This is a genomic window from Pedobacter rhodius (genome assembly GCF_027213645.1).
GTDB classification, from domain to species: domain Bacteria; phylum Bacteroidota; class Bacteroidia; order Sphingobacteriales; family Sphingobacteriaceae; genus Pedobacter; species Pedobacter rhodius.
Genome location: NZ_JAPWGL010000004.1, coordinates 496316 through 515783 on the forward strand (window position 1 = coordinate 496316; position 19468 = coordinate 515783).

Sequence of the window (19468 nt, forward strand, 5' to 3'; positions counted from 1 at the left end):
AATGTAAGATGGATAATGGATGATGGAGCCTAGTTCGCTAAAACAAATTTTTCATATTCTATTTACGGGATGATATTTTTATGGAGGTAAATATTTTTTTTAGTTCAATTGCTTCCTCCGTAAATTTTTGGAAATCAGACCGGTATTTTTCGTCAGTGTAAAGCGCATTCAATGTTCTCAACCAATAAACGCTTTCTCTGGCTTCGCGATAAGAAATCCCAATTTTATAGCTGAAATCTCTTTTACTCCCCGCACCCTGCGCCTCTTCATAATTAGCTCCAATAGATGTTGAACACCTACTTAACTGCAACATTGGCACCTTATAGATAAAATTATATGGAAGTGTGCTTAAAAATTTTAAAACATCAACGACAAAGCGAAATGTTCGTTCTAATAGTTGAGTTGTTTTTTCGTTCATCTTAAAAAAATTAAATTCATAAAATCTCCAAGGATGACTTAATAAAACTAATAAAAAAAATGTAAAATGTAAGGATGTAAAATGGTTGATGGAACTTAAATATTTCGACCATTTTCCGTCTCCCATTTAACATCCTCCGTTACCCTCATCCATCTTACCTCTTCCATCGTCCATCATTAAGCATAAATCCACTGCGCTTTTATACGCATCTTCATGAAAACCATATTTAAAATAACTGCCGCAATAATACACGGGACCATTTTCATTTAGCTCATGCAAACGTTCTTGCGCCTGCATGGCCGGAACATCAAAAAGCGGATGATGATAATCAATTTCCTTAATAATTTTATCAGGATTTAATGTTTCCGTAGGATTTATAGAAACAAAATAATTTGTTTTCTTGGAAACACCCTGCAAACTATTCATCCAATAAATCGTGCTTGGCAGCAATTTATCACCCTGTTTTTCTACGCGGTAATTCCAGCTGCTCCAGGCCAGTTTCGCTTCCGGCATTTGTTTTTCATCGGTATGAACAACGGCTCTGTTAAGCTGGTATCTAAACCTGGAAAGCAATTCTGTTTCTAAAGGCGTTTTATCCTTAACGATTTCGAAAGTCTGGTCGGCATGACTCGCCATAATTACCTTATCAAACTCAAACTGTTCACCTTTTGAATTTTCGACCTTCACCTTTCCGTTCTCCAGTCTTCTTACGGAAACGATTTTGTTGTTTATTTTAATTCGATTACGAAAAGGCGCAATCAGTTTTTCGCGGTAAGCCTGACTTCCGTTTTGCAATGTATACCATTGATGTTGTGTGTCTAAACCCAGGAAGCCATGATTTTTAAAAAAACGAATTAAAGTAACTGCCGGGAAATCTAAAATCTGTTCCATTGGTGCGCTCCAAACCGCAGCACTCATTGGAATCAGGTATTGCCAAAGCATATCATCGCTGTAGCCAAACTCCTTGAAAAACCTGCCGATAGAATAATCCTGGTAAGCTGGTTTATCCAAAATCTCAACACTTTGCTTATTGAAACGGTTAATCTGCATCAGCATTTTTAAATAAGAAATATTAAACAAATTTTTCCGCTGGGCAAATAAATGATTTAAACTGGAGCCGCTGTATTCGAGCTTTTTAGGTAAAAACTGAACACTGAAAGACATATCCGTTTTAATAACGGGCGCATCAATTTCAGCAAACATTTCGGTTAGATTCGGATAGGTCTGGTAGTTAAAAACCATGAAACCGCTATCGAGATAAATGGGTTTTCCATCTTCCTCAAGCGTAATCGTATTGGTGTGGCCGCCAATATAATCGGCCTCCTCAAAAATTGTAATATCATATTGATGTTGCAGCTTATGGGCGCAACCCATTCCTGCTATTCCAGAACCAATAATGGCGAGCTTCTTCATGATGTAAAATGTATTAAAGATGGATGATGTAAGATGGAAAATGGGTGATGGGTTGCACAATGCAAAATTGACATGAACTTGTGGCTATTCGCACAGTCCCCGTCATCCATCTCACCTCATTACCTCTTCCATCACTATTTGATCTTTTCGAACAAATAGTGACAAACCATCCATTCGTTTCCTTGATTGTAATTGAATAGTTCAGCACAAGACATGTAGAACAACCTCCAGTAAACCCACCATTTTACAGCCTGGTCTTTACCATAAGTGTTCTCCAGAATCGGCATGATTTCTTTTTTATGCTTATCCATATTACTCAGCCAGGCCTCAGAAGTTTTGCCGTAATTGGTTCCATTTACGACCCAATGTTTATCAATTTTTAAATCGTCATTGAAGTAGAAAAATAAATGGTTCGATGGCATAATGCCACCCGTAAAAAAATATTTACTCATCCAGTCTGTTTCATCAATAACCTCAAACTTATAAGCTAAAGTTTTGTGCGTAAAAATATGGACGAACAATTTACCGTCGGGCTTTAAGAAACCAGCAACTTTATTCAACAGGAATTTATAGTTACGCATGTGCTCAAACATTTCAACAGAAACAATCCTGTCGAAAGTATCGGCAATGGTAAACGTATTCATATCCGCCGTTAAAACCGTTAAGTTCTGAATGCCCCTTTGCTTTGCTGTTTCGTCGATAAAAACTTTCTGTGTGGCCGAATTTGAAACGACTGTAAAAGTGCTGTCGGGGAATTTTGCAGCCATATACAATGATAGCGAACCCCAACCGCAGCCCAGTTCTAAAACATTCTGACCGCCTTGCAAATCTGCCCTTTTGCAGGTTAAAGCTAACATATCATCTTCCGATGTATCAATATCTTTTACACCAGGTTTCCAGTAACCACTGCTATATTTCAGGTTTTTACCCAGGCAATATTGAAAAAATTCAGTTGGCAATTCGTAGTGTTGCTCATTGGCTTCTGCCGTATTCACCGCAATAGGCGATTGCTTCAATTCAGCAACCAAATCCATAAATTTTTCCTGCTGCAACTCTTCATCACCTAAAGTTTCATCATCTAAGCGCTGTTTGCAGAGTTTTCTGATCCCTAAACGCAATGCGGTATCAGGAAGTTTATCGTTTTCTAAAAGTTTATCGTACCACATATTTTGAGATGTAAGATGGAATTCATGTAAGATGGAAAATGGATAATTTACGATGTAAAAAGACTAATGGATTTTGCCCATTATCCATTTTACATTTCCCATCATCCATACTTTTTCCTCCAAGGAAAAAAGGAGGAAGTTGTTTGTTGATATTTTTTATAAGCTACTGGTTTGCTCCTTAAATTTTGTTCTTCATTATTCGGAACGCCGGTTACTTTTGTTAATAAATATAAAATAATTGCCGGACTGATGATGGCCAAAATTCCCCATGGCGATGCCAGTGCGAAAATAAAATAAGCCATCCAGGTTAACCATTCAGAAAAATAATTCGGGTGCCTGCTGTAATACCACAATCCGGTATCGCAAACCTTACCTTTATTTTTTGGGTCTTTTTTAAAGGCAGCAAGCTGTTGGTCGGCAATCATTTCGCCTGTAAAGGCAATTACCCAAATAACCAAACCAACATATTCTAAAGTTGAAATTTCTGTTGACGCATTGGCTGTGATGATAAAAAATGGAATCGCCAGCAATACATTTGAAATGGCTTGAAATTGAAAAAATATAAAAAAGTTTCTATCAGCTTTATCGCCCCATTCGCTACGGAGTTGCATATACCTTCCCTCCTCTTCATCTAAATGGCCAATTACACGTTGCCACAAATGGATGCCCAATCTTAACTCAGCGAGTAAGAAAATCGTACAGATTAAAATTTTTCTGGTTTCAAATCCTTCTGATAAAAAGAAAGTAATTAAGGTAATTACAGGAAAATTCAATGCCCAGAAAACATCAACAACACCGGCATTTCTTATTTTTTTTGCCCATAACCAAACCAAGGCCATAATGGTGCAACAAGCAATTAAGGATATGAGGGCAATAAAAAGCAGATGTTTATAATCCATCGTTAGGTTTAGAGTTTAATGTTTAGGGTTTAGGAAAATGCATTCCGCTTTAGGTTTACCTTTAGCCTTATACCTTTCGCCTTCTACCTTTTCACCAGTAAGTCTTTAATACCTTCGCCATCTTTTAGTTTAAATAGGTGAACTAAAACATAAGCTAAAGTTGCTATACTACCCAAACATACGAACAAAATTACAATAGAGATTTTAAGAATAATGCTTTTTTCTTTATAAAACATCCACAAGGTGATGATGAATATGTTAGCATAAAAATCCCATAGGGTGGCGCGCATCCACGGAATGCTGCCCAGGAAATCCCATTGCTCGAAAAGATTACTTTCCAGCGAAGTGGAAATTACTTTGTAGCACATGAAAACGAAAAGTGCAGCGAAAATGATTTTGAGAAAGTTTATCATGGGATGAGATTTATTTAAAAAATGTTCTTTTTATACCAGGTAATTCCAGCACGAGCAGAATCTTAATGCATATATTTAACGCTTTACGATTCCCAATCAAGTTGGGAATGACGAAACGCCGAGACTTTACGCTCTATCTCAAACCCTTTTCCCCCTCAAAACGTCTTTCCCGCACAGGCGGAATTTTAATGCCAATGGTTAATGCTTTAGGATTCCCAATCGGGTTGGGAATGACGAAATGCCCACACCAAACGATTCACCCCAAAGCTACCTTTCTCCTCAACACGTCTTTCCCGCGCAGGCGGGAATCTTAAAGCGTAATTAAATTATTTGAAGTATATCCTTCGACAAGCTCAGGATGACAAACGAACCTATACCTTTCTTATCTTAATAATCTTCATCCAATGCAATACCTTCATCACCGGATAAGTTGGATCAAACTCCCACCATTTAGTTGCAAAATTCGGACTATTTGGTTTTTTGTGGTGATTATTCTGAAACAATTCACCCATCAGCAAGAAATCCCAGGGTAAGGAATTTTTACTGTGATCTTCATTATCATGATTTGAATAGCCATATTTATGTCCGCACCAGTTTACAATTGCACCATGTAACGGACCCATTAAAAAATGGATTGGTAATAAAATAAATAACCACCAATGGTTGGCAAACAGCAGGTAAAAACCAATATAAAATAAACCACAGCCAATTCTCCAAAGCCATGAATCTCCAATTCTGTCAATTAAAGGCCATTCAGGATAATTTCCCCGAAAAGCAGGTTCGGGTTCTATCTTGAAGTGTAAATAATTCATATACATATTCTTCGTGGCAATCATCATCCCAAATACGTCTTTAAAAAAATGTGGCGAGTGCGGATCTTTCTCCGTATCACTATAAGCATGGTGCATACGATGCAGGATGGCATAGGCCCGGGGATTTAAGAACGAAGAACCCTGAGAAATCAATAAAATTAAATAAAAAACCCTTTCCCAGAATGGCTCCATTTTAAACATCTTATGCGATGAATAGCGATGCAGGAAAAAAGTCTGGCTAAATAAGGATAAAAACCAATGGCAAAGAAAAAAAATTAGGATGATCATGTATGATGTATATGCTTTATAAACGGAATTTATTGGCTTTTAGTTTTTTATCTGCCTCCGTTATTTAGATTCGTTATTGAAACGAACAAAGATATGTTAAAAAAGGCACGATCGATATTTTGTCCGCACCTTTTGTATTGAATTAAATAATTACCTGCCGAAATCGTCCTGAACCCTTACGATGTCACTTTCATCAGATGGGTTTGCAGCATCGGTATGTTGCCAGATTTCTGCAACGACGCCCCAATCATCTAAGCCAATTAAACGGTGGCGTTCACCTTGCTGCAGTTTGATCTGGTCTTTCGGTGCATATTTTTTTAGTTCACCTTCTTCATCCGTCTGGCTGGTTTTAATACCAACTGTACCGGTAACCACCTGCCAGATTTCTGCTCTTCTATGGTGATACTGCCATGAAAGACGGGTATTTGGCGCAACAATTAAAATTTTAGGGCTTAACTTCCCGCCTATTTTTAAACCTTCTACATCCAAACCATCAAAATAAGTATCTGCAAATTGCTGTGCCTGTGCTTCATCTATTACAAAAAAACCTCCCCAAGGACGGGTTTCATCGCGGTTTACTACATTAAAACCTTCAACTTTTAGACGTTGTGCAACGTTATCGAATATTTCTTTTTTGTCGTTTTCCATAATTGGCGTAAAAATAATGCTTTGAAATTAAAAAAGCCCTTTCGGGCTTTTTATTTTTTGATAATCAGAATCTATTTAATTTCTGATATGGTGATATCAGTTGCTTGTCCAATTGATTGAACGATAAGTGGGAATGCAGCGTTATTTAAAATCCATAACTCCTGCTTACCATCTTCACTAATTACATGAAAAACATCTGCTTCTTTTCCATTGATTTTTACAGCAGCAGTTTCTGGTGTTTTAATTTTAAATTTTGCGCCGCCATATGTAAAGGTTTTAGTATCAACGAGTGTTTTGAAGGCCGCTTTAGAAATTATTCCAAAAGTTTCAGTATCCGCTATCTTGGTAACGCCTAACGCCGGTTGTGAAACGGCTAAAAGCTGAGTTCCGCTTTCGACAGATTTTGAACTCATTTCAAAAGCACCTTCTCCATAACCATCTACCGACCAGCCAATACTAACCGGTGCAGTGGTACTTTTAATGGTCAGCAATAATGGAAATTCCTGCCCCTGAACAAATGCGGTTGCATACATAACCGTACCCGTTTTAATTTCAGGTACTGTTCTCTGTGCTTTAACACCAAATGCAAGTGTTAAACAAAAACAAATAGCGATAACTTTTTTCATATAAATCAATTTTTATTCAAGGTAGTCGTTTTTATGGATATTAAAAAAATTACATAAAAAAGGCCTTCACTATTTAATAATGAAGGCCTTTGGTAAGTTATGTAATAAGTCTAATTGCTACCGATATTTTCTAAAACAGTTTCAATAAAAATTGATTTTCCATTATTCCATGTCTGTGGTGAAGACATATCTTCGATTATATTCTTTATTTTATAGTCAGGAATGTTTCCAAGATTTTTAAATTCAGTAATCAGGCTATATGAGTTCATATCACCAAAACCCCTCAATAGTTTAACTTTTTGCAAAAAAGTACTTAAATCAGATTTTCTGTTTGGCATTTCCATGTAACAAATGTAGAAATTAAGCTAATTAATCATACAGCAAAATTACCCTTTTTGCAATTATTTTATTGATAATAGTCAACAATTCAGCAGTTTTATTAAATAATCGCAGCATTATGGCTGATAGTTTTTTAAGAAACCGCAGTAATGTTAAAACCCTTAATTTGAATTAATCGTTATGGTATAGAAAATATGATAAGATGTATTAAAACGGGACTAAGACGCCTTTCTTTTCAAGTAGGCCCTAACGGGTATATCAAAACCTATCAGAACCAAATATGCGAAGCCTATTAATAGCAGTACAGCAAGTGTGATAATAGGGTTAATATAGGGTACAGGTTTATATTGATTATAAAAATTCAGGAATATCCAGATAACCGAATAGTGCGTCATATATAATGGATAAGAAATTTTACCCGAGAATGTACACAAGCCTTTGAAATTTGGAGCTAATGTGGCCCCTGCACCCAGACCTACAAGTAATGGAAAATAAAATAGTACAACGATAGGTTCTGAAATCCAGTTCCATTTTGAAAATGGCATGATAAACGCCAACATCAGTAAACCTGCCACACCTATAAATCCAAGCCGGTTCTTTATTATCCAGTTAAAGCGGTAAACCAGTATTCCTGCCAGAAAAGAATAACTCACCCGTGCCCCACCATCCAAAAAAGTCTTATTATCCCAGCCCCCGGTTAAGGATCCAGATTTAAAAATCACCCATCCGATCAAGACTGCTGAAATCAATGTTAATACCGATAAGTATTTACGATTAATCCGGTATAATAAGGTGCCATAAAAAATATTGGCAACATATTCCCAGAAAAGAGACCATGCGGGTGCATTAAAAGCAAAAAGTGCAAATCCTCGTTCTGCCAGTACAGGAAAAGGAATGAGCAGGATACCACTGATAAACATCGGTATAATATCCGCATAACCGGGTAGCTTGCCTGGTGCTGAAAAAGGATCAAACAAGAAACTTAACAAACCCAGCAAAGTGCCCAGAATGACTAAGGGATGCAATCTGATGAGCCTTAATCTGAAAAAACGAGCTGTTCCCAGTTTTTCGATACGCCCGTCATAACTATATGCAATAACAAATCCCGACAGGCAGAAAAAAAAATCGACAGCCAGGAAACTATGTCCTATTAAAATTTTACTGTAATCATAAATCGTCATCTCCATAAAATGGAAGGCAACAACGAAAATTGCAGCTATCCCTCTTAAACCATCAAGAATTTCAAAGTGTTCTCTGACTAACGTATTGTTATCATTCATTGCTATATTATATTTGGTTGTTTTAGGCTTTAATAATGCCTGCAAATTTTACAAAACTGAAGGTAATTACGAACCCTATGGCGTATTAATCCTGAACCAGCAATATTGCATGCTGGTTTTGCCGGTAAAGCTGATCGAAGATGCTGCTATAAACAATAGCTTTGTGATAAGTATTAAGGTTTTAAGCGTTATTTTAATTATTTTCATCAAAATTATGTGTTCAGAATAGTTATCGGCTATCAAATTAATTTGCAAGTTGGCAAATCCAAATTAATACAAATAGTTTATTTTAAAGCATTTAATCTTTATTGATATCATTTTTCGTAATAAATAAAACTGAACTGAAGCCCGGACACTTAAATATATGATTAAATGATTAAAGTTTACTATGCCTGTTTCGAACAGCGATTTAACGACGAAAAGCTGCACCAGATGCTCCGGCAGCTGCCAACAGAAATTCAGAACAAAATCCTGAAATTCCGAAACTGGCAGGATATCCAACGATCTCTTTTGGGTAAACTGCTTCTAAAAAAAGGTTTACAGGATTCTGGTTATGAGAGCACATTATCCAATCTTCAGTACAATACTTACGGACGACCTTTTCTTGAAGGATATCCTGATTTCAACATTACGCATTCCGGGAACTACGCTGCCTGCGCTGTATCAACGCAAGGGACCGTAGGTATTGATTTAGAGCTAATCAGACCGGTTGATTTACATCATTTCGAATCACAGTTTTCCAAAATTGAGTGGCAGCATATTACAGATTCTGAAGACACCATTTCAAAATTTTTCCAGTACTGGACCATAAAAGAGGCGGTAATTAAAGCAGATGGCCGCGGTATGTCATTGCCTTTAAATTCATTCATTATACGGGAAGCACAGGTAAATGTATTGGATAAGGCATGGCACTACAAAGCGCTTTCTTATTTCCCTGGGCACCAGGCTCATATTGCTTCGGAACAACCGCTACCGGCAGACATCGCCGCAAACTTTGAATTGTTCTGAACCGCTTCCCAACCGATACGCCGGGCCCGGTTTTATGTCCGTTGCATACATGGGATTAAAAATTCACCTGATATTTCTTTTCAGATGCCTTTTTAATACGCTGAGCGGGATTTACTTTCCACATTTCGGATTTTCTTGCTAACTTGTAATAGATCATATCACGGGAAGGCTCCTTAATTAAACTGTTTGCGTAATGTTTATGCACGCCCTAAGTAAATTCGTATTTCTAAACCTTAGTTATACTCCTTTATTAAAAAATTATTTCGTACATATAAAACAAAAAAAAACTTTTTTTCTTTTAAGATAGAGCCAGCAAATAAACAAATTTGGATTAAGGTATCGAAAGGATAAAATTTGAACAAACCTTCAGGTTTAAATCCCGTTAACTTAAAAAAACCTTTTTGAGCGAGGCATATATTTTTTACCCATAATCAAATAAGAAAATAAATCCCTGATGATCAATCACCGCCAGTCTGAACGTTTTACCGGCATTATCAGAAAACTATTTGTTATTTTTCTGATATTTATCTTCATAGTTACAACCGGATCATTTATACTTCGCCATACCATTACCACCAAATTAGATCGGTTAAGCAGTCAGCTACACGAGCCATGGCAGCAACCGGCAATCAACAGGCTGCTTGTCGATTTGAACCTGACTGAAAATAGCTTCCAACAGGCAAGTGCGAACGGGCAGGTAAGTGATTTGGAGGCTTACAAAAACCACCTGAAGGATATTTTCGCAAAAATGGGGAACATCATTCAACGGTATAAAGCCGATGGAAACAGCAACATACCAAAAAGCAAACAGCAAATTGCACTTGCACTTCAACAAAAAATTGCGGTTTCACAACAGCTATTTGACCTTCAAAAAAGATTTACATCGCTCCTTGAGAAGACAACATTAGGCTCAATTAATGACCGGTCGTCTGCAAAAGGATTTGAGCGGGGGAATATGCAAACTGATACTTCAGTTTCTGTTTATAAGGAACCGACTAAAAGTAGTCTGATAAAGCGGTTAAAAGATGCAGTGAAAAATACTTCTAATGTAAAGGTACTCACAATCAAGCAACTCAAAAATCAGGAGAAAGCTAACATTCAACTCGATCAGACCAACCTATTAAAAGAACTGGGACAGCAGTATGATGCCCTGGGCCAGTCAAACCAGGAAATGATTCTGGCCAATCTAAATCTGCTAACCGAATTGCGGCAGCTCTTGCTAAATGTTCAGGCTATCGAGCGGGTAGCATATGAGAAAAGCCGCGAAGAAATACTTGAGGAGTACCGGTCTACTTCCCGCGATTTAAACACATTTACCGGAATAGCATCTCTGTTCATATTGTTATTTATCATAATCTTGATAATTTATATAAGAAAGGCTTCCGGCGCGGAGCGGCGGTATATCATGGAAAACTCGAGGGCGGTCAGACTGGCTGGTCAAAAATCAGAGATACTTGCCATTATGAGCCATGAGATCCGCAATAAATTAATGGCTATTAACGGTGCGGTGTTTATGCTGAAGAGAACAACATTATTGCCCGAACAGGAGAAAAAAATTAGCTCTATCAACTTATCTTCTTTTCTGCTCCTTGAGACGGTGAACAATGTACTTGATGTTAGTAAACTGGAACAAAGCGTTGCAGAACTAAAGATAAATCCGTTTCTTCCATACCAGGCCATCAGCGATTCTGTTGAGGCAATGCGTTTTATGGCTGAAAAGAAAGGGATTGATTTAAATTTTGAATTTGAAGGCATAAATGATTTGAGCGTAAATGGAGATGATTTACGGCTTAAACAGGTGCTCATTAATTTATTAAGCAATGCTATTAAATACACCGACAAAGGGCATGTGAATTTATCTGCTAAACTTCAGGAAAAAGGAAACGCCTCGTTTTTGCTTACCGTAAGCGTAAAAGATACAGGTTCCGGCATTCCCAAAAACAAACAGGCGGGATTGTTTTCTCCTTATTATCAGGCTGGTGGCCAGAAGCGGGGAACAGGATTGGGATTATACCTTTGCCGCCAGCTGGTAAAACTCCAGGGTGGCACCATTGAACTCGAAAGTGATGAGGGTCAGGGCTGTTTGGTCCGTTTTTCGATACCCTATTAGTCATTATTAGTCATTTCTTTTTTCGTGAAGTCCGATTTGTAATATCAATTGTGATAAATTAAATGCAATCGCCGGCATCGTATGCAAACGCAGGTAAGGGTTATCTTACCGTAAAATATTTAAAGCCTCACCTTTCCTTTTCCCTAAGATAAAGTTACCTTTGAGGCAAAATTAAAGCGCATAACGATAAATGTCTTATACGATTCAGATTACTTCTACCCGTCAATTCCATGAGGAATAAACTCAACTGTATTGTTATTGACGATGATCCTGAGGTAAGTAATTATGTCAGTGAGTTTGTTCGCGAAACTTCTTTCCTCCATCTGGTCTCTGTACACAGCAGTCCCGCAGAAGCCATTGATGTTTTAGGTAACTCGGGTATCGATTTGATTATACTTGATATTAATCTTCCGGGAATAAACGGGATGAGTTTTGCTAAAACGCTCTATGAGCAATATGGAAAGGATATGCCAAGGATAATCTTTATCAGCGGCTCAGGTGACCACGCTTCAGAGGGTTATAAAGTAGATGCCATCGATTATCTTTTAAAGCCCTTTACTTACGAAGATTTTTTCAAAGCTGCTTTTAAAGCTAAAAATTATCCCTTGCCAACAGTTCAGAAAAATGAGGCAGAAGAATTTATCTTCCTTAAGGTGGAGCACGAATTAATCCGGGTACCTATCGATGAAATCCTTTATGGAGAAAGCCAGAAAGATTACATCAAGGTTTTCACCAAAAGCGGAAAAATGATTACTGCCCTGTCTACCATGAAAACAATGGAGCGTATATTACCTGCAGATCGTTTTATGCGCATTCACAGATCCTTTATCGTGGCATTAGATAAGATAGATGCCATTCAGCACTACACCGTCAAAATCGGAAAAGCAGTAATACCTGTCACCGATCAGTATCGGCAGCAGTTCAAATCACATTTTAAAACCTGGCTATAATTTCAAATCGCCATTTCCTTTTCGACGTTTACATCTGACTTTCTATCGGACAGGTAAGGCATTCTGCCGAACGGACTTTCTGCTGAAAATACAAATAACTTTCTTTGAAGTGTTTAAAACAGAGGACTCACAAGCCCTCTTAATAATTTAACACGACCATGAAAAAAATATTTATAAATCATAACGGATCCTATTTATTCAATAGTGACTGTAATGTCTTGGAGCACTGGAAAAAAGTGCATACTAAATTAGGTAGCCCTAAGTATCCTCAGCCCTGCTAAGTCATTCGATCCGAGAACACATTTTGCTTCGCTGGTTACCAATCTATCGGGCGCATTTACATTTTCTAAAAGGATGTAAAATTTGCTTTGAAGCATAAGTAAAGAAAAACAAAAAACAGAAAAAATGAACATCAAATTTACAAAATCAACAATGTTGATTGCCTTATTAGGCCTATCATCACAATTATTTGCACAAGAAACACCAACTACATCGGGTAGATTTGGAAAGCAATCATTAAGAACATGGAGCATCGGTGCTCACGGAGGTATCCTTAGCCAAAACACTTTCCTGGGCGGCGGAAGTGTTAAAGCTGATGAGTTTAAAAGTATAGGTTATGGTGCTTTTATTAAAAAGCAGATTTTACCGGCCTTAGGTTTACAAGCTGACTTTTTACGTGGCGAGATTAAAACATTAAATGCAACCAGTACTATTGAACAAAAAAATAGCATCAACTGGTCGGGGTCGTTAACAGCTGTTTTAAACATTGCTAACTTCAGTTTAAATACTGAAAACGCAGTTTTAATTCCATATGTAAAAGCAGGTGCCGGTTACATGTCGTCTGATTCGCAGGTTGGAAATACGCAGGTTTTTTCAGACAGAGAAGGCTGGTATATCCCAACAGGTGTCGGATTTAAATTCGGTGTAGCTAAAGGCATCAACATCGATTTAGGTTATGACATTAACTTCATCAAATCATCTCCAACCGTTAAAGGTGCTTACAACGAAAGCAGATTTTCTTATGCTCACGCAGGTTTAGAATTTGCTTTAGGAAACAAAGAAAATTCACAATTGCAAAATTACAGCGCTATAGCTGATTTACGTAAACAAAGTGCTGAAGAAAGTGCGGAATTGAGAAAAGCATTATCAACTGCAGAAGAAAATGCAGCGAACGACAGAGCACAATATGCAAAAGATTTAGGTGATGATGATAGCGATGGTGTTGCAAATAAATTTGATAAATGCCCGGGAAGTGTATCGGGAACTGTTGTTGATGGTGCAGGTTGCCCTATCAAAGTTCAACGTGAAGTAATTAAAGAAACTACTGTTGTTACCGAAGCAGACCGCAAAGTTGTCAGGGATGCAATTTCTAACTTAGAGTTTGATTTAGGTAAATCGACTATCCGTGCTAAATCTTATGCTACTTTAAACAGGGTTGCTAACCTTTTAGTAGAGAAAAACTTCAGCTTAAAATTAGCCGGCCATACAGATAATACAGGTGGCAGAGAGTTGAACTTACGCTTATCGAAAGACAGAGCTGAATCCGTAAAAGCTTATTTAGTATCTCAGGGTGTGAACGCATCAAGAGTTGAAGCAACTGGTTACGGACCTGACCAACCAATTGCAACCAATAAAACTGCAGCCGGTCGTCAAGAAAACAGAAGAGTAGAATTCACATTATATTAAACACATATTAAATCAATCATGAAAAATATTTTAACAGCAATTATTTTATCGGTAACAACAATCTTTGCCGCAAATGCCCAAATTCAGAAGGGAAACGTATTAGTAGGTGGAAACTTAACCAACATAAACCTTGGCTTTGACGACCCGAAAATCTTCAGCGTAGACATTTCACCTAAAGCAGCCTGGTTTATTCAGGATAATGTTGCCCTGGGCGGTTATGTAAACTTTGGGTTGGAAACAGCCAAAAATTCAAATACAACAACCAGCTATGGTGTGGGTGCATTGGGTCGTTACTACGCGGGTAAAGATGTAGAGGTTTTTCGCCATGGACGTTTATTTGCAGAGGCAACAGCAGGAATTGGCGGCGTTAACGTGAGCAAAGGTGGTGGCAACACCAATGGATTAAACCTAAGTGTTGGGCCTGGTTTTGCATACTTCATTACACCTAATATCGGTTTAGAAACTTTACTAAAGTACAACGGACTTGTTGGTTTCGGTAGTTCTACTACGCAAAGCAATTTAAACCTTTCATTTGGTTTCCAAATCTACCTTCCAGGTAAAAGAACAGCCAATAAAGTTAAAAGTGATATCAACAATTAATTATTCAAATCCAGAAGCTGCTTCCGACTGGAAAGCAGTTTCTTTTTTTTAAAAAAGGGAAATCTAATATCCAATTAATTATAACAAAACATGGAACGCAAAATTCATAAAATAAGTGATAAGTCCGCTATTGGATTTATCAGTCGACTATCCTGGAGTGCAATAATTTCAGGAGTATTCATCGCCATCGCCGTACAGCTTCTGCTTAGTTTTCTAGGTCTCGGGATAGGCTTTGGCAGCATAAACCCGCTCGACGAGGCTAAACCATTCAGTGGTCTTGGTACGGGCGCATTGATCTGGTGGATTGTAACAATGCTTATTTCGGTATTTACCGGAGGATGGGTTGCCGGATGGTTTTCTAACCACATCCAAAAAACAGATCTGATTCTACATGGCTTACTTACATGGTGTTTGCTTACTTTCCTGAACATGTATTTAATTACCTCATCAGTTGGAAAAGTTGTAGGCGGCGTTGGCACTGTAATTACAAAAGGGTTTTCACTGGCCGGTGAAGGGATTAAAGCCGCAGCTCCTGAGGCAGGAAATCTCATTAAAGACCAATTGGGCATTGATAAAAACACCTTTGGAAAAATGAAACAGGAGGCAGAGTTATTATTAAAGCAAACAGAGAAAAAAGAACTTCAACCCGGTTCCTTAAATAAAAAAATTGACCAGGCATCCGGTCAGGGCAAATCAGCAGGAAAGGCTGTTTTAGAAAACCCACAGGAGGCACAGCAAAAAATTGATGCTTTGGTTTCGAAACTATTTTCTGAAAATGATTCTACCTTCAATGCTGCAGATCAGGAGGCGTTGGTAAACATTGTTAAAAACAGAACCGGAAAAAGTGAGGCAGAATCAAAACAGATCGTAGAAAACTGGGTAATTACGTTGAAGACGGCTAAAGAAAAGATTAAAGACGTGAAAGCTCAGGCAGAACATAAAGCAAGAGAAGTTGGTGATGAAATGGCATCGGCACTTTCCAAATTCGCAATTTTCTCTTTTATCGGGATGCTATTAGGTGCAGTAAGCGCGAGTTTTGGCGCCCTTGTAGCCTCAAAAAAACGTCTTACAATTATTGAGAACAGGCCAGAAGAAAGAATTTAATGGTATTTAATTAAAATAAAAAAGATGACTACTGGAAAGAAAATTGGAACCATTGCTGCAATAATTGGTACTTTGCTGGTTGCAGGCTTAATTTACTTTAACTACTTTTTTATTTTTGGAGAGGGCGTAAAAGCCGGGGAGTTGAACTACATCGTAAAGAAAGGTTATATTTTCAAAACTGATGAGGGAAAACTGATTCAAAGCGGAGTCCGCTCTAAACAAACAGGAACACTCCAAAACAATGAGTTTGAGTTCTCGGTAGCTGATGCTAAGATTACAGAACAGCTAATGGGCAATAGCGGAAAATTTTTCGAGCTGCATTACAAGGAATATAAGCATGGTCTTCCTTGGAGAGGGTTTAGCAAGTATGTCGTAGACAGTATTTATGCTTCGAAGGAAATACCCTGATAAAACGAAACTGAACACTGAAAAGAGCTAAGTTTCGCTATAGAAGCACAGGCTTAAATGCTCCTGTTAAAAAACAGCATTACATTATTATACAATTAAATAAGATAACAATGGACAAATTAGAATTAAAAGGCGCCTGGAATGAACTTAAAGGAAAAGTTAAACAGGCCTACGCAGATTTGACGGAAGATGATTTAAAGTACGAAGAAGGAAAAGATGATGAGCTTTATGGAAAACTGCAACAAAAAACAGGTAAAACCCGTGAACAGGTTGTAGATTGGTTAAAGTCCTTATAGTCTAAATTACAAAGAAGCCTCTTAGCATTTTGTTAAGGGGCTTCAATTTTCTTGATCTCCTGAAATACTTTCGTTAAGTTTAAAAAATTTCGGCATTCCCCGAAACAGATAATTATCGAAACAGAATATTAAGACGCCGGAATTATTTAAGGCACATTTCCCTCGACTATGAAACATATGCAGGAAACTAGAGCACTGCTCGAATCTTCGAAATACTTTTACATCATAATTTCGGATATGAATGGAAACTATTCCTATGTTAACCAGCATTATGCAGATGAATTTGCCTATATCCACGAAAACTTTGTAGGCGAGCCTTACTATATTACCATGCACGAAGATGACCGGAAGACATGTGAGGAGGTATCCCTCAAATGTTTTGCGAATCCAGGGCAACTCTTCCCGGCGGTTATAAGAAAACATGACGGCAAGGGCGGCTACCTTTACACGCAGTGGGAATACCAGGCGATGTTCGATGAGGAAAACATGCCACAGGGCATATTCTGCCTTGGCTACAACATCACCCAGTTTGTGGCCGACAGGCAAAACCTGGAAGGTGCGATCGATAAGATAGAAAAAACAGCTACGCTACTTACGCAGATATCCTTTCAGCAGTCTCACCTGATCAGGGCGCCCTTAACAAACATTCTTTCCCTTAGCGCCATTCTCGAAAAACGTTCCGATGATGAGCAGCTTCGCAAAATATGTTTAATGATCATGGAAAGTGCCACCAAACTGGATCTTACGGTGCGGGAGATTGTCGAGAATATAGGCCATAATCAGGCTGAATCGTAAAAAATCAGGCTGTTAGTCGCCAAACAAGACAGGCAGATTTTTGTTCTTATTCAACACGCCGCGACGATCCGGCTTTGGATTTGAGAGAGACGTGTATATAGACATGAATTACAAGATCCTTATAGTTGACGACGATGACATCGCACTTTTTCTTCATTCTACCATACTTGCCGACTTCGGTGCAAGCAGTTCTCCCGAGACTTTTAACAGTGCTTTTTCTGCCCTTGAACACCTGAATACACAAGGTGGCGGCGAAAGCCGGTATCTTATTTTTCTCGACATTAATATGCCCGGAATGAACGGCTGGGAATTTCTGGAGGCTTTGGAAACACATCCGCTTCGTCAGGATATATCCGTTATCATGCTCACTTCTTCTACAGACATCAGCGAGCGGCATAAATCGCTGACATTTGATTTTGTAAAGGACTTTTTAACAAAGCCCCTAATGGATTATCAGCTCACCGAAATTCAGACTGTTCAAGGTATCCCATCCTTTTTTATCGGGTAAAGTATTCTGAGATAGGATTTATACTGTAAAAAAGTCAGCTTTGTATGTCTCAAAAGTAAAACCATTGATGCAAAAACTCACAGAGGGAATTAACTGACAGACAGTTTAGGTTACATATTAAGCATTTATATTTAGTTAGTAAGCACAACATTGCTTTATTAATATTATTAAAAGAGCAGGTATTTAATTCACGCCTGCTCTCTTGATTATATAATCTCACGCTTGGTCGACTTGTTGTGATTGACCTTTTGCAAGTGAAATAAGAAAGTTCTTTATAAGCTGTTCCTTTTATTCCCTCAAGAATAATAGCATCCTTGCTATTTAAAGTCCGGAACAGGTAAAAGATATCCACCAAAGAGAATGTATGACCATAACAAAGTCCAGAAGATATTGAAAATCTGGGCAACCACAAAAGTTAATGCCGGCTTACCTCCCTGCAGTTTTACCAGCGACGAAAACTTAGCTTCCATACCTATAGAGATAAAGGCAATAGCAAACCAGATGGTACGAAGACCATTTAGTGCAGGTGCTACACTCTTTGCCGTATCTACAGACAACAGAAAGGAGAACACAAGCGACGCGACGATGAAACCCAAAACGAATTTCGGAAAACGCTCCCAAACTACTTTTAATCCGGGGCGTTCTACTTTAATGGATGCCGCAAGCTCACCATTATTTTTGGGTTTCTTATATGCCCACCAGATGGCAATAAAAAACGCCGCAACACCAATAAATACATTTTGTGAGAACTTGGCAATAACACCAGCTTTTACTGCCACCGGACCAACCAGGTCGCCTGCCGCAGTAACAGTAGCGGTGGTATCTAAGGTCCCCCCTAACCAGGCACCTCCGATGACTTCCGGAATATGAAAATATTTAACAGCCCAGGGCAATATCACCATCATTGGAATGGCCATAATCAGCACCAAAGTTGTAACATATGATAACTTACGCTTATCGCCATTGATTACACCCGCGGCAACAATAGCCGCCGAAACCCCACAAATGGAAACCGCCGAAGCCAGGATAATCCCGAATTCATCGTCGACTTTTAATCTTCGGCTTAGCCATAACGAAAAGAACCAAACGGCACTCACCACGATAACTGCCTGGATAACGCCCGGCAAACCTGCTTTGATTAGATCTGCAGAAAGAATGCTGGTACCCAGGATAACCAGTCCGGTTTTGATGTAAAATTCGGATCGCACGGCCTCTTTTAGCCAGGCAGGTAAGGCGATCAGGTTACCCAGCAGAATACCAATCAGCAGGGCAAATACCACGTATTCCAGGCCATAATATGCTACATTCTTATTGCCCCCGATAATAAAGGAAATGGTGGCAAGCAGGTAAATAAAAAGAAAACCTGCTGTAAAACGCAGTACATTTCCACCTGAAAGAAATATGGCGAAACCAGCCAGCACCAAAAAAACGATTCCAGTTTCCAATATCAGCAGCAGGTTTGCCGGTGACAGGATTTTCTCAAACAGGTCCGTTTGGCTAGTCCATTTATAAGCAGGCAAGCTGATATTGGTTCCGTTCCGGGTTAAATAAAGTACCACTCCGATAATGATAAATCCAAGGATTAACGCCCACCAGTCTTCTGTAATAGACCGAAAAAAAGTTTTCTTATCTGATACAATTCCTGAATCTGTAAGTGCCGCCGAATTGTTTAAAGCAGTGTTCTCTGTTGACATGTGATTT

The 19468-nt window shown here is 38.4% G+C and carries 21 protein-coding genes; 10 read left to right on the forward strand and 11 right to left on the reverse strand.

The window, feature by feature from the left end; genetic code table 11:
* Positions 1–58: 58 nt before the first annotated feature.
* The 10 genes from O0931_RS16435 to O0931_RS16480 all read right to left on the reverse strand — a co-directional run bounded on the left by O0931_RS16435 (position 59) and on the right by O0931_RS16480 (position 8302).
* Complete coding sequence (locus tag O0931_RS16435; protein WP_269416567.1) at positions 59–418, reverse strand: four helix bundle protein; 360 nt, start codon at positions 416–418, stop codon at positions 59–61.
* Positions 419–544: 126 nt separating this feature from the next.
* Positions 545–1831 carry an NAD(P)/FAD-dependent oxidoreductase gene (locus O0931_RS16440; protein WP_269416568.1) on the reverse strand — a complete coding sequence of 429 codons (1287 nt, stop codon included), beginning with the start codon at positions 1829–1831 and terminating at the stop codon, positions 545–547.
* 134 nt (positions 1832–1965) lie between these two features.
* Positions 1966–2997, reverse strand: a complete 1032-nt coding sequence (locus tag O0931_RS16445; protein WP_269416569.1) for an SAM-dependent methyltransferase — start codon at positions 2995–2997, stop codon at positions 1966–1968.
* 101 nt (positions 2998–3098) lie between these two features.
* On the reverse strand, positions 3099–3896 hold the full coding sequence (locus O0931_RS16450; protein WP_269416570.1) for a DUF1295 domain-containing protein: 798 nt from the start codon (positions 3894–3896) through the stop codon (positions 3099–3101).
* 83 nt (positions 3897–3979) lie between these two features.
* Positions 3980–4309: a DUF1475 family protein gene (locus O0931_RS16455; RefSeq protein WP_269416571.1), complete on the reverse strand. Its 330-nt coding sequence runs from the start codon at positions 4307–4309 to the stop codon at positions 3980–3982.
* A 371-nt stretch (positions 4310–4680) separates the two neighbouring features.
* Positions 4681–5409, reverse strand: a complete 729-nt coding sequence (locus O0931_RS16460) for an acyl-CoA desaturase (protein WP_269416572.1) — start codon at positions 5407–5409, stop codon at positions 4681–4683.
* A 150-nt stretch (positions 5410–5559) separates the two neighbouring features.
* Positions 5560–6057, reverse strand: a complete 498-nt coding sequence (locus O0931_RS16465) for a cupin domain-containing protein (protein WP_269416573.1) — start codon at positions 6055–6057, stop codon at positions 5560–5562.
* Between the two features lie 71 nt (positions 6058–6128).
* Positions 6129–6683, reverse strand: coding sequence for a hypothetical protein (locus O0931_RS16470; RefSeq protein WP_269416574.1), 555 nt, complete (start codon positions 6681–6683; stop codon positions 6129–6131).
* Positions 6684–6793: 110 nt separating this feature from the next.
* A complete protein-coding gene (locus O0931_RS16475) occupies positions 6794–7021 on the reverse strand; it encodes a hypothetical protein (protein WP_269416575.1) in 228 nt (75 codons plus the stop codon).
* Positions 7022–7240: 219 nt separating this feature from the next.
* Positions 7241–8302, reverse strand: coding sequence for an acyltransferase family protein (locus O0931_RS16480; RefSeq protein ID WP_269416576.1), 1062 nt, complete (start codon positions 8300–8302; stop codon positions 7241–7243).
* Between the two features lie 372 nt (positions 8303–8674).
* On the opposite strand from O0931_RS16480, the gene O0931_RS16485 reads away from it, so the two are divergent.
* The 10 genes from O0931_RS16485 to O0931_RS16530 all read left to right on the forward strand — a co-directional run bounded on the left by O0931_RS16485 (position 8675) and on the right by O0931_RS16530 (position 17767).
* A complete protein-coding gene (locus O0931_RS16485) occupies positions 8675–9310 on the forward strand; it encodes a 4'-phosphopantetheinyl transferase family protein (protein ID WP_269416577.1) in 636 nt (211 codons plus the stop codon).
* 454 nt (positions 9311–9764) lie between these two features.
* Positions 9765–11420, forward strand: a complete 1656-nt coding sequence (locus O0931_RS16490; protein ID WP_269416578.1) for a sensor histidine kinase — start codon at positions 9765–9767, stop codon at positions 11418–11420.
* A gap of 230 nt (positions 11421–11650) precedes the next feature.
* Positions 11651–12370 (forward strand): LytR/AlgR family response regulator transcription factor, encoded by a 720-nt coding sequence (locus O0931_RS16495; RefSeq protein ID WP_269416579.1) that lies wholly within the window; start codon positions 11651–11653, stop codon positions 12368–12370.
* A gap of 405 nt (positions 12371–12775) precedes the next feature.
* The gene (locus O0931_RS16500; protein ID WP_269416580.1) at positions 12776–14056 is read left to right on the forward strand and encodes an OmpA family protein; all 1281 of its coding nucleotides are present in this window, start codon (positions 12776–12778) and stop codon (positions 14054–14056) included.
* An 18-nt stretch (positions 14057–14074) separates the two neighbouring features.
* The gene (locus tag O0931_RS16505; RefSeq protein WP_269416581.1) at positions 14075–14656 is read left to right on the forward strand and encodes a hypothetical protein; all 582 of its coding nucleotides are present in this window, start codon (positions 14075–14077) and stop codon (positions 14654–14656) included.
* Positions 14657–14746: 90 nt separating this feature from the next.
* Complete coding sequence (locus tag O0931_RS16510; RefSeq protein ID WP_269416582.1) at positions 14747–15760, forward strand: hypothetical protein; 1014 nt, start codon at positions 14747–14749, stop codon at positions 15758–15760.
* A gap of 24 nt (positions 15761–15784) precedes the next feature.
* Positions 15785–16168: a hypothetical protein gene (locus O0931_RS16515; protein ID WP_269416583.1), complete on the forward strand. Its 384-nt coding sequence runs from the start codon at positions 15785–15787 to the stop codon at positions 16166–16168.
* A 110-nt stretch (positions 16169–16278) separates the two neighbouring features.
* Positions 16279–16464, forward strand: coding sequence for a CsbD family protein (locus O0931_RS16520; protein ID WP_055909662.1), 186 nt, complete (start codon positions 16279–16281; stop codon positions 16462–16464).
* Positions 16465–16641: 177 nt separating this feature from the next.
* Complete coding sequence (locus tag O0931_RS16525; RefSeq protein WP_269416584.1) at positions 16642–17259, forward strand: PAS domain-containing protein; 618 nt, start codon at positions 16642–16644, stop codon at positions 17257–17259.
* A 103-nt stretch (positions 17260–17362) separates the two neighbouring features.
* Complete coding sequence (locus O0931_RS16530; RefSeq protein ID WP_269416585.1) at positions 17363–17767, forward strand: response regulator; 405 nt, start codon at positions 17363–17365, stop codon at positions 17765–17767.
* 317 nt (positions 17768–18084) lie between these two features.
* Here the strand turns inward: O0931_RS16530 and O0931_RS16535 are convergent, their stop codons facing one another.
* The gene (locus O0931_RS16535; protein ID WP_269416586.1) at positions 18085–19461 is read right to left on the reverse strand and encodes a YeiH family protein; all 1377 of its coding nucleotides are present in this window, start codon (positions 19459–19461) and stop codon (positions 18085–18087) included.
* Between the last annotated feature and the right edge of the window lie 7 nt (positions 19462–19468).